General features: G+C 59.9%; 8 protein-coding genes and 3 pseudogenes. 9 read left to right on the forward strand and 2 right to left on the reverse strand.

Features of this window, described 5'->3' with window-relative positions; translation table 11 throughout:
* Positions 1-260 precede the first annotated feature (260 nt).
* The 5 genes from CO666_RS32915 (at position 261) to CO666_RS32935 (ending at position 2,978) form a co-directional block, all read left to right on the forward strand.
* The gene (locus CO666_RS32915) at positions 261-689 is read left to right on the forward strand and encodes an SRPBCC family protein (RefSeq protein WP_097616095.1); all 429 of its coding nucleotides are present in this window, start codon (positions 261-263) and stop codon (positions 687-689) included.
* Positions 682-1,137, forward strand: coding sequence for a MarR family winged helix-turn-helix transcriptional regulator (locus tag CO666_RS32920; protein WP_097616097.1), 456 nt, complete (start codon positions 682-684; stop codon positions 1,135-1,137). Before CO666_RS32915 ends, CO666_RS32920 begins: the two co-directional genes overlap by 8 nt.
* 260 nt (positions 1,138-1,397) lie before the next feature.
* On the forward strand, positions 1,398-1,832 hold the full coding sequence (locus CO666_RS32925) for an EVE domain-containing protein (RefSeq protein WP_097616100.1): 435 nt from the start codon (positions 1,398-1,400) through the stop codon (positions 1,830-1,832).
* Positions 1,833-1,953: 121 nt separating this feature from the next.
* Positions 1,954-2,412, forward strand: a complete 459-nt coding sequence (locus CO666_RS32930) for a GNAT family N-acetyltransferase (protein ID WP_097616102.1) — start codon at positions 1,954-1,956, stop codon at positions 2,410-2,412.
* Between the two features lie 206 nt (positions 2,413-2,618).
* Positions 2,619-2,978 carry a DUF805 domain-containing protein gene (locus CO666_RS32935; RefSeq protein WP_097616104.1) on the forward strand — a complete coding sequence of 120 codons (360 nt, stop codon included), beginning with the start codon at positions 2,619-2,621 and terminating at the stop codon, positions 2,976-2,978.
* Between the two features lie 396 nt (positions 2,979-3,374).
* Here CO666_RS32935 and CO666_RS32940 read toward each other — a convergent pair.
* Positions 3,375-3,587: pseudogene (locus CO666_RS32940) on the reverse strand (sensor histidine kinase); the annotation flags it as partial.
* A gap of 23 nt (positions 3,588-3,610) precedes the next feature.
* Between CO666_RS32940 and CO666_RS32945 the strand changes: the two are divergent.
* Positions 3,611-3,892, forward strand: a pseudogene (locus tag CO666_RS32945) (inositol monophosphatase family protein); the annotation flags it as partial.
* Positions 3,893-4,065: 173 nt separating this feature from the next.
* Here CO666_RS32945 and CO666_RS34815 read toward each other — a convergent pair.
* The gene (locus CO666_RS34815) at positions 4,066-4,254 is read right to left on the reverse strand and encodes a hypothetical protein (RefSeq protein WP_097616106.1); all 189 of its coding nucleotides are present in this window, start codon (positions 4,252-4,254) and stop codon (positions 4,066-4,068) included.
* Positions 4,255-4,562: 308 nt separating this feature from the next.
* On the opposite strand from CO666_RS34815, the gene CO666_RS32955 reads away from it, so the two are divergent.
* The 3 genes and pseudogenes from CO666_RS32955 to CO666_RS32965 all read left to right on the forward strand — a co-directional run.
* Positions 4,563-7,586, forward strand: coding sequence for an alpha-mannosidase (locus CO666_RS32955; RefSeq protein WP_097616108.1), 3,024 nt, complete (start codon positions 4,563-4,565; stop codon positions 7,584-7,586).
* Positions 7,587-7,926: 340 nt separating this feature from the next.
* Positions 7,927-9,966 carry a methyl-accepting chemotaxis protein gene (locus CO666_RS32960; RefSeq protein WP_097616110.1) on the forward strand — a complete coding sequence of 680 codons (2,040 nt, stop codon included), beginning with the start codon at positions 7,927-7,929 and terminating at the stop codon, positions 9,964-9,966.
* Between the two features lie 262 nt (positions 9,967-10,228).
* Positions 10,229-10,575: pseudogene (locus tag CO666_RS32965) on the forward strand (hypothetical protein); the annotation flags it as partial.

Genomic DNA, 10,575 nt, shown 5'->3' on the forward strand with positions numbered 1-10,575 from the left:
GAAACCGGACTCGCTCCCGTCGAGTTCAGACGCCGCGAGCATATCGCACAGATCCAGGATCACGGCGTTTCCTGAGTATGCACGAAATCTACCTTTTAGCGCACAAGCGGACCTTGGGATCTTCAGTTCGGTTCCAATTCAAGTGAAACAGGCGTTCTGGCAAATGACCCAAGGCGGCCTCAAGACGCTTGACAGATAGTCTGCGCACGGATAATAGGCGCACAGACTAAATTGAAAAAGCAAAACTGGAGCAGCACACAATGTGGACGAATGAATACACTGCAATTTCCCCTCTCTCCGCGCGATCGATCTGGGAAGCCCTCAAGGCGCTCCATGAGGGTAAACTTGCGTACGAGGGATCAGATACCTTCGTTCTTCATGGACCCTTCGCTAAAGGTACACGCCTTTCAGTGACGCCTGCAGGACAGGAAACTTTCGAATCGGTGATCGTCGATCTGGTCGATGACGTGACTTACGCCGACGAAACCTCGTTCGGTGATCTTAAGCTATTGTTTCGCCATACATTGAAATCAGTTGAAGATGGAACCCAAGTGACGCATCGGCTCGAAATCTCCGGACCATCCGCCGCGGATGTAGGACCTGAACTCGGCCCTCAAATCAGTGGAGATTTCGATATTTCGATGGCACGGCTATTCGAGTCTGCAAAAGCCTTTGAACGCCATGAATGACGAGCCAAAGCTGGGAACGCGCTACAAGGAGGCCTCGGAGAGTCCCGGATTGCTTCTGTGGCGGACTACCATGCGGTGGCAGCGCGTGATGACGGCGGTGCTCGCACCGCTGGGTCTAACCCATGTTCAATTCGTTCTCCTAGCCTCAGCGATGTGGCTTGGCCGCGCCGGCAAGCCACCCAATCAGGCTCAGCTTGCCGGTCAGGCCGGTACAGATATCAAGATGACATCCGACGTCCTTGCACGGCTGGAGTCGAAGGGATTGATCACCAGAGAAGCCGATCCCAGCGATTCCCGTGCGAAAGTGATCAGGGCGACCTCTATTGGCATCGACGTTGCCAAGAAGGCAATCACGGCGGTGGAGACGGCCGATGCAGCTTTTTTCGCGGCCGTTGAGAACGCAGACTTGGTCAAGATATTGCGGCCTCTGGCCGGAGATATCGACTAGACAGAACGCATCGCTCCGCCAATGGCGGAGCGTCCCCTTGGAACGACCGACGGTTCGATGAACAAAACATCGGGTGTTCGCTTTCTCCACCAAGACAGAAGAGTATCATGTCCAATTGCATTTTTTATCTGACCACCGCGGCGCCGAGCGCACAATGGCACGCCGATTGCGCGACAATACTGATGCCACCGTCGGAGCTAGAATTCAGCAGCATAGCGCGCCGCATGCGGGTCAATCCCGTCTCCGCAGGAGCCTGAGCCATGGCGCGCGCGTGGATCGCCGTAGCCTCGGCCGAGCATGTACGAATCGGGCGCACCGCAGGCTTCATGCAGGTCTGCCACGGGAAGGGTGGACCGCTGCGGCGGACCGCCCCTGGCGACACCGTCATCTACTACTCGCCCTCCGAAACCTTCCGCGGCAAGGACCGCCTGCAGGCCTTCACAGCAATCGGGACCATCGTTGACCGCTCAGCCTATCAAGCAGAAATGTTCCCCGGCTTCGTACCCTGGCGGCGGGATGTCGAGTGGTGGCCGGCGACCGAGGTGCCGATCCGCCCGCTCCTTGGTCGACTGGCCTTTACGCGCGCCAGCAATTGGGGTTATCAGCTGCGCTTCGGCCTCTTCCCCATCGAGCCCGACGATGCCACGCTCATCGCAGTTACTATGCAGGATAATGTCCGTGCGCAGCTTGAGTGAGCCTGCAGAGCTGCGGCGATAGTGCAGCTTAGCTGCGCGCGAAGGAGCGACTACGCAACTTTTTCCAATCCCGATGAACAATCGGCCACCTATCTCGTCATCACCTGCTGGAGCTAGCTAAATGGATACTTCGATCCAAATCCGAACCGTCGACCCTGACTCTCCGGAAGCAATTTACCTGATGGATTTGTTGTCCAACGCTCTTCAGGCAATAACCGGGGATAGTGGGAGATCATCCTTCAATAAAGCTGATGTTGTGGGTCCGCGCACTCGCTTCGTTGTCGCAACTGATCCGCAAGGTCGGGCCGTCGGCTGCGGTGCTTACCGATCGCTAGATCGGACAGTCGCCGAGATCAAACGTATGTTCGCCCTTCCGGGAACGAGTGGCGTCGGCTCGGCAATTCTTTCCTATCTCGAAGATAAGGCAAAGGCAGAGGGTTACGCCGAAGCTTGGCTAGAGACGCGCCGTGTCAACGAACGCGCCACAAATTTCTATCGCCGCCACGGGTACCGGGAGATCCCAAACTTCGGCAAGTATGAAGGCATGCCTGAAGCGGTCTGTTTTGCAAAGAATCTTTGAGGCACTTCATCACTGTCCTGGTGCATACCAGGCAGGCGCGACGGGGGCCATCAGTCCCAAGGCCCATCATGCAATGAGCCGCTCTATGCTGGAACACGGCAAAGCTAGCCGGAATTTTGCGCTACAGCGCAAAACTCAACCCAAGAACGCAAATAGCTAGGTCATTGGCGGTTTGACCACGCATCACAGAAGTCGGAGAAATTTCAATGTTTGATATGTGTTTGAGCGGCTATACCAACGCCCTGAATTTTAAGGGGCGCGAGCGGCGGAAGGCGTATGCGATCTTTTTTGTCGTCCATTTCTCGATATTTTTCGCGGCCGTGTTTGCGATGACTACAATTTTCCCCCGATCCATGCAGGAGATCGCGGCGGTTGTGTTGGTGGTGATCTGGGGCATCCCGCTGCTCAGTTTCGTCGTTCGCCGTTTTCATGACAATGATAGCAGTGGTTGGTGGGTGCTGGCGGGGCTTTTGATGCCAGCGGTCCTGCTCGGGGTCGCTCTGATTATCGCTCCTCGCCCAACGTCCGGCCAAAATCGATACGGCCCCGATCCGCGCACGATCTGAATCGCGCCCCGAGGCGACCCCGGGCAAGCCCGTTATCGGCTATCGTTTGCCGGACTAACTTGCCATCGGAAATTTCTGGTGGGAAGACACACCTAGGAAGCTCGCGACAGCAACCGCAGAAGCGTTTCGCTTCCATACCGCATTGACCTTCTTGGCTTTCGAGCCAACCACCGTCTAATAAAAAGCATCCGCGAGCTGATTCAAGGAGCGGGATGCAACGCCCTCTTTTAGCGGCCTTACTGCAAGCGCAACTGGATCGACCTCTTCTTCTCGAAGTTGAAGCACTTCCACCGCGTCACTACCCCCTATGACCAGCGCGCGACAGACTTCCTCGCCTAGTCCAGTTCGCTTAATACGGATGTGCGCTTACGAGGCTGCGGCCAAATTTAGAAGGCCTCACGCAGGAAACGAAAGTTCAACGACCGTTCCCTTGCCCGGCTGAGACGCAATGCGTACGTCGCCGCCGCTTTGGCGTACGAACCCGTAGACGATGGCGAGACCGAGGCCGGCTCCGCCTTCGGTGTCACGGGTGGTGAAGTATGGCTCGAAGGCCTTGTCGATGGCCTCCGGCGACATGCCGATGCCGTTGTCCGTCACGCTGACACTGACGCTGGCCTCCCTGGGAAGCAACGGTAGGCGCGATTGTCTCTGCCTTGCTTGGCAAAGGCGGGAATTTCATCCGCAACGGCTCGGGCGTCCTGATGCTGGCCTATGTGGCCGCGGGCCGGCTTGTTGGCTACTATGAGCCCCACATGCGTGCCTGGGACTGCATGGCCGGCTACTGTCTCGTCAAGGAGGCCGGTGGAACCCATCTACCCTTTCCGGCTGAGGGCGAGGCCTTGCTGCAGGGCCATCCAGTTCTGGCGAGCAACCGGACGGTCTATGCCGATCTGCTGGCAATCCATGCCGGCTGAATTGTAGCCCGTCCAACGTGGATCTTCGTCGATCCGCTCAAAGAGCCACGTAGGCCTCACATCGTTGCCTAGGCGGATAGCTGACGCCTCCGATCAGGCGGTGGCCGTCGGTCGTCGGATCACAGCTGACGTTTTCGCTCGGGCGCACGCGGATCGCCCGAGCGGCCGTTGATCTAATAGCTGCAAGGACGATCGTTGCCGAATCCGTCGCGACAGGCGGGTCTGAGCCCATAGTCGACGCTGCTATATCCGATTGAGCCCGTTTGTACCGAATCGCTCGAACTCGTCGTGCAGGATGATACCGACATGGCCACCATGATGACGGCAGCCGCGGCTGCCAGTGATTTGCGAATTTGAAGCATCCTACCCTCCCGATCGATGCCCGCATCTCAGCGTAATTGCTGGGAAATAGGGCCGATGTGGCGATCCGGTAACTGGGTTGCCGATCAAGATTTCGTTATTCGTTGGAAGCCGGTCCGGTTCCGACCGAAAACGTTTTGGGCCTCGCACCACGACTCCTCCCTTGACGCCAAATCAAAGTTACTTAATCTAAGCGTCGGTTGGACCCGCTGGGAGGAGGGGCCGGCATTTGCGCTCCATGTCGCATCGTCTTCATCTCCCAAAGCCATGATTCCGGATCGCTCGCAGCCGATTTTCAACAGGATAAGCCATGCCGCTCACCATTGCCCAACGCTTCGACAGTCTGAAGGTCCGTATCGCCGAGCTTGCGCATTGGCGGGACCGGTATAGCAGCCCGATCGACGGCTGGACGTTCGAGGGCCAACCGATCGCCCATCACCAGGACTGGCCGCATCGCCAGGGCGTCGTGCATTTTGCCGTCAACGCCGAGGCGCCGGCGAACTGGCCGCTCGAAGATATTCGCCTGCAGCTCGATCTCGGCGGCGAGAGCCTGATCACGCTGAGCTATCCCGATGAGAGCGAAACATTTGGTCTCGATCCCTATCATCAGGAATTCCCGGTCAAAGGCCGCCGCTTCTCGATTGCGACGGAAAGCGTTGCCCGCTTTCCGTTCGGCGAGCCGAACAGGGCGCCGCGGCTGAACAAGGCCCGGTTTATCTGGCTCGATCGTCCCGCTCATCAGCTGCATCTTCTCCTGAAGCAGGTCACCGAGGCGATCGGCGTACTCGGCGAGCATGAGGTCGTGCCGCATCTGATCGATGCCGCCGAGCAGACCTTGCGCAGCCTCGACTGGCCGTCGGATACGGCGGCTTACATCTCCCGCACGTCGGGCGCCGTCATGCAGCAGAAGATCTGGGAACTGCCGGAGCTTGAGGCCAAGCCGGCGGGGCTTTCCGACGAGCAGAGTGCTTCGGCGGCTTCCGCTTTCGAGGCGCTGACGGCGCGACTGAAGCAGTTGCAGAAGCGCTTCCCCCCGAACGGCGAGTTGCTGCTGACCGGTCACGCCCATATCGACCTTGCCTGGCTTTGGCCCTATCGCGAGACGCGGCGGAAGATGCGGCGCACCTTCAACACGGCGCTCTCGCTGATGGAGCGTTCCGAGGATTTCCGTTTCAACCAGTCGACCGCTCATTATTACGCGCAGATGGAAGAGGAAGACCCCGAGCTTCTCCAGCGCATCAAGAAGAAGGTCGCGGAGGGAAAGTGGGAAACCGTCGGCGGCATGTGGGTCGAGCCTGACACCAATATGCCGACTGGCGAAAGCCTCACCCGCCAGGTGCTCTACGGCCAGCGCTATTTCGAAAAGACTTTTGGCGCGCGCCATACGGTTTGCTGGCTGCCGGATTGCTTCGGCTTCTCCGGCGCCCTGCCGCAGATCCTGAAACAGGGCGGCATCGACAGCTTCTTCACCATCAAGGTCAACTGGAGCGAGACCAACCACATCCCTTCCGATCTCTTCTGGTGGAAGGGTCTCGACGGCAGCCGGGTGCTGACCCACACCTTCGACAATCCGATGCACGGCTATAACGGTTTCGTACAGGCCGATTGCTACGTGCCGACATGGAAGAATTTTCGCGGCAAGGTACAGCACGATACCTCGCTCCTTGCCGTCGGCTATGGCGACGGTGGCGGCGGCGTCACACCCGAAATGGTGGAGCGCGAAGTGCAATTGCGCGATTTTCCCGCCATTCCGCAGGCGCGCTGGGGCACCGTCAAAAGCTTCTACGAAAAGGCACATCGCACCGCTGGGGAGAAGAAGCTTCCCGTCTGGGACGGCGAAATCTATCTCGAACTGCACCGCGCGACGCTGACGACCCAAAGCGGCGTCAAACGTAAGCACCGCCAGGCCGAACGCGCGCTGATCACCGCCGAGACCCTCGCGTCGCTCGCCCATATGCTCGGCGCCGACAAGCCCCGGAGCCTCGAAGCGGACTGGCGCGTAGTGCTGAAGAACGAATTCCACGACATCCTGCCGGGATCGAGCATCCGCGAAGTCTATCAGGATGCCGAGCAGGAACTCGGTGACGTCATCGATCACGCCAAAGCAGAGCAGGGAAAGGCCTTGCAGGCGCTCTCGGTCCATCTGCCGAAGGGCGGGATTGCCAATGCCCTCATCGTCGTCAATCCATCACTTGCGCCGCGGGCGTTGAGCGCCACGCTTGCCGACGGCACTGTGATCTCGGCCGCTGATGTCGTTGCCCCTTTGTCCATTGCGGTCTTCGACCGGCACGGGCTGCAGCCGGCGGGCGGGCTGAAGGCAGGCCCCGATCGCCTCGAAAACGACCATCTCGCCGTCATCATCGGCAAGGATGGGGCGGTTGCGAGCTTGATCCATAAGGCGAGCGGTCGCGAAGCGGTCGACGGTTCGGCAAACCAGCTCTGGGTCTATCCCGCCGATAAGCCGCGCAACTGGGACGCCTGGGATATGGATGCGGATTATGCCGAAAAGGCCGTTCGCCTCGCGGCGCCCGAAAGCATCTCGCTCGTCGAAAACGGCCCGCACCGTGCGGCGATTCACGTCGTCCACCGCTACCGGAATTCGAGCGTCACGCAGACCTATGTGCTTAGTGCCAATGCCAAACGGCTCGACATCGAAACGACGATCGACTGGCATGACCGCCGCACCCTGCTGCGCACGCTGAACCCGGTTGACGTCCGGGCCCGCAAGGCGACATTCGAATGCGCCTTCGGCATGGTCGAGCGGGCGACGCACACGAACACCTCCTGGGAACAGGCGATGTTCGAGGCCGCCGCCCATCGTTTCGTCGATATCAGCGAGCCTGGTTTTGGCGTAGCGCTGCTTAACAACGCCAAATATGGCCATAGCGCCCGCGGCAATGTGATCGGCATGAGCCTGGTGCGCGGGCCGATCTATCCGGATCCGCTGGCCGACGAAGGCGAGCAGAGCTTCACCTATGCGCTAATGCCGCATGAGGGTGCCTGGCATGAAGGCGGCGTGCTCGACGAGGCCCTCGACCTCAATCAGCCGCTCGTCACAACGGAAGCCAAAGGCCTCTCCGCGGGCACTTTCGCACCGCTCGCCGTCGACGGCACTCCCGTCGCTTTTTCGGGTCTGAAGCCGGCGGAGGAGGGCGACGGCCTGATCCTGCGCCTCTATGAACCGGCCGGCCGCCGCGGCCGCCTCTCCCTTGCTCTGCCGTCCGGATGGGCGGCATCGCAGCCGCTGAACATTCTCGAAGAGCCGATGGAACGCAAGGGCCCTGCCGACATCATGCCGTTTGAGATTCGGACCTGGAGGCTGAAAAAGGCCTGACGCTCCGTTGTTGAGAGACGCCGCCGCCTCGATGCGGCGGCGCGGTCTAACGATCACCGGCCGCAGCTCAGGAAAATCTCCCGGATCATCGCCAGGAATATCCAGATCGGGCATTCACTATCCCAATCACGCATCCGAGTTTCGGCGGCGGCGAAAGTGAACTTTTTATTAGACTTTGATCGATTTGTTAGTCGGCTCAGGCCCTGGCAAACGTATTTCCTTTAACGGTAAGGCGGTTTGGATTGTCGGCGCAGATTTTTCGGTCGAATGACGTCGATCGCCTATTTCGTAGCCAGCTGGGGATATGAAGACTCCTGTTGCCGCCAAGCAGGAATTAAACATGTCCGCAAGCATCTTTTCGCGCATCAGCACCAAACTGGCCATTCTTTCCGGCATCGGCATTTTCTTGGTGGCGGTCATGTTCCTCACCGTCTGGCAAGGCGGTCAGCATGTCTACGAACGCGCGAAATATCAGGAGGGGCAGCTGATCGTTTCGCGCGATCTGGTCGACGCCAAGGCTTCATGGCGTGGTATGCAGGTCGGCGTGCGCGATCTGCGTCTCGCCAAATCCGCGGATGACATCGCCAAGGCCACCGACTACATCGCCGCACGCCACCATTCGGTTATGAAATATCTTGACGATGCTATGGCCGGGCTGCGCATGCAGGTCAACAAGGATCGGATCGTGAAGCTCAAAGCTTTGGGCGAGAAGCTTTTTGCCGCCACTGGCGACACCGCCGCAATCGCGAACGAAAAGATCGCCCTCAAGGCCGGTGACACCTCCCTCGATGCGAAGGAGAAAGAAGCCCAAACAAAACTGCTGGCGATCTCCGATGAAGCAGCCAAGCTGCTCGATGAAGGCGTGGACTCGGCCAAGACGATGGCGGCGACGGCTGCGGATGAAGCGAGTGCTGCTGCCACGCTCGTTCTGTTCCTCAATCTCGGCATCGGCCTGCTGACCATCGTCACGCTGATCGGCGCTGCCATCTTTGGCGCCCGGGTGATCGCAAAGCCGATCGGCCGGCTCACCAACAGCATGAACGATCTCGCCCACGGCAATCATGACGTCAACATCCCCTTCGCCGACCGGCGCGACGAAATCGGTCAGATGGCCCGCGCCGTCGAGGTCTTCAAGCAGAATGGCATAAAGATACGGGAACTGGACGCTGCCGGCGCAGACAAGCGGATGAAGGTCGTTGAAATGCAGAAGAACGTCGACGCGGTCATCACGGCTGCGGGCGCCGGCGATTTCACGCGGCGCGCTGCTGCGGAATATGGCCACGCCGACCTGAATAGTTTCGCCACGGGTGTCAACTCCCTCGTTGCGTCGGTCGATCGCGGCATCGCCGAGACCTGCCGTGTGATTGCGGCGCTTGCCGGAGGTGATTTGACCGAAGACATGAGAGGCGAGTTCCAGGGCGCCTTCGGGGAACTCAAGCAAAATGTCGACGCGACCATGACCAATCTGCGCTCTGTTCTCGGCGAGGTGCGGGCAGCTGTCGACATTATCAACGGCGGCGCCGGCGAGATGCGGATCTCCTCCGGAAATCTGTCGCAGCGCACCGAGCAGCAGGCGGCCTCTCTGGAGGAAACCTCTTCCGCCCTGGAAGAGATTACAGTCGCGGTGAAACACTCGACCGAGCGTGCCTCGGAAGCCAGCCATATGGTCGACGAGGCGAAGAGAAGCACGGGGCAGTCGAGCGCCGTCGTCAGCGAGGCCGTTTCGGCCATGGGACGGATCGAGCAGGCGTCGGGCGAAATCAGCAAGATCATCAGCGTCATCGACGAGATCGCCTTCCAGACCAACCTGCTGGCGCTGAATGCCGGCGTCGAGGCGGCGCGGGCCGGAGAGGCCGGCAAGGGCTTTGCCGTCGTGGCTCAAGAGGTGCGCGAACTGGCGCAGCGTTCGGCCAATGCCGCCAAGGACATCAAGGTGCTGATCAACCGTTCCAGCGACGAGGTCCATTCCGGGGTGAAGCTGGTGACGGCGACCGGCGAAGCGCTCGGCAATATCCAGGACCAGGTGGTCAAGATCGATGAGCATGTGCGCTCGATCGCAACAGCAGCAAGAGAGCAGTCGACCGGCCTCTCCGAAGTCTCGACCGCGGTCAACCAGATGGATCAGGTCACGCAGCAGAACGCGGCGATGGTCGAGGAATCCACAGCCGCGACGAACCGGCTGGCGGAGGAGGCGGCCAATCTTGCCCGCCTGATCGCCCGTTTCAAGCTGGATGCCGCCCAAATGGCGCCCCGCGCCGTCACCCCCCAAAGCAAACCGGTCGCCTCGCCGGCGCGCACGCTCGGTCAGAAGCTCGCCGGCGCCTTTGGCGGACGCGCCGCAACCGCGACGGCCTCTGCCGCTTCATGGGAGGAGTTCTGATGTCGGTTCGGCGCGGATCGCCGCGGTCCGCGCCGCAGGAAAGCGGGATGAAATCTTGATCCGATGAATGCTCAGCCGGCTAGGAATAGGTGCGCTTCATCAAGCATCCCTTGCGATCGATGAACCGTTGCATCGATCGCAGGTCACTGCATTCTTGAAGCCGCGGGATAGATCGACCTTGTCACATAACTGAAAAACTTCTGACCTAACGAGGCTGGCGGGACCCCGCCGAGTGTGGCCGTCGGTCAGGAGTGATGAGATTATGTTGGAACGCGTTGGCAGCGGATCGAAAGAGGTTGAATCCCTGGTCGTGGACCTTGGCCAGAAGGACGTGACCAGCCGTTCCGCATCGTCGAAAACCATCGGCGCCAGCGAAATACGCAAGATCGCTCCGGCCGGCGACGGGCAGGCGATCGACATCTCCGCCGCCCGGTTGAGTTTCGTCGGGTCGACGCCGAGCAAAAACGGCGGCTCGGCGATACTGGTCGATACAAAGGCAAGCACGGCCGAAACCGCTGCTGGCAGGGATCTCAAGATCGATCTGGACGGCTTGAAGAAGGTTGCGGCGTCGGAGTTCGGCAGCACCGTGCCCAACAATATCACCCATCT

Origin of the sequence: Rhizobium chutanense, from assembly GCF_002531935.1 — a bacterium.
Taxonomy (GTDB): Bacteria; Pseudomonadota; Alphaproteobacteria; order Rhizobiales; family Rhizobiaceae; genus Rhizobium; species Rhizobium chutanense.

Excerpts from the sequence above, each read along its gene's own strand:
- CO666_RS32915 (WP_097616095.1), top strand. The coding sequence starts at position 261 with ATGTGGACGAATGAATACACTGCAATTTCCCCTCTCTCCGCGCGATCG.
- CO666_RS32920 (WP_097616097.1), top strand. The coding sequence starts at position 682 with ATGAATGACGAGCCAAAGCTGGGAACGCGCTACAAGGAGGCCTCGGAG.
- CO666_RS32925 (WP_097616100.1), top strand. The coding sequence starts at position 1,398 with ATGGCGCGCGCGTGGATCGCCGTAGCCTCGGCCGAGCATGTACGAATC.
- CO666_RS32930 (WP_097616102.1), top strand. The coding sequence starts at position 1,954 with ATGGATACTTCGATCCAAATCCGAACCGTCGACCCTGACTCTCCGGAA.
- CO666_RS32935 (WP_097616104.1), top strand. The coding sequence starts at position 2,619 with ATGTTTGATATGTGTTTGAGCGGCTATACCAACGCCCTGAATTTTAAG.
- CO666_RS34815 (WP_097616106.1), bottom strand. The coding sequence starts at position 4,254 with ATGCTTCAAATTCGCAAATCACTGGCAGCCGCGGCTGCCGTCATCATG.
- CO666_RS32955 (WP_097616108.1), top strand. The coding sequence starts at position 4,563 with ATGCCGCTCACCATTGCCCAACGCTTCGACAGTCTGAAGGTCCGTATC.
- CO666_RS32960 (WP_097616110.1), top strand. The coding sequence starts at position 7,927 with ATGTCCGCAAGCATCTTTTCGCGCATCAGCACCAAACTGGCCATTCTT.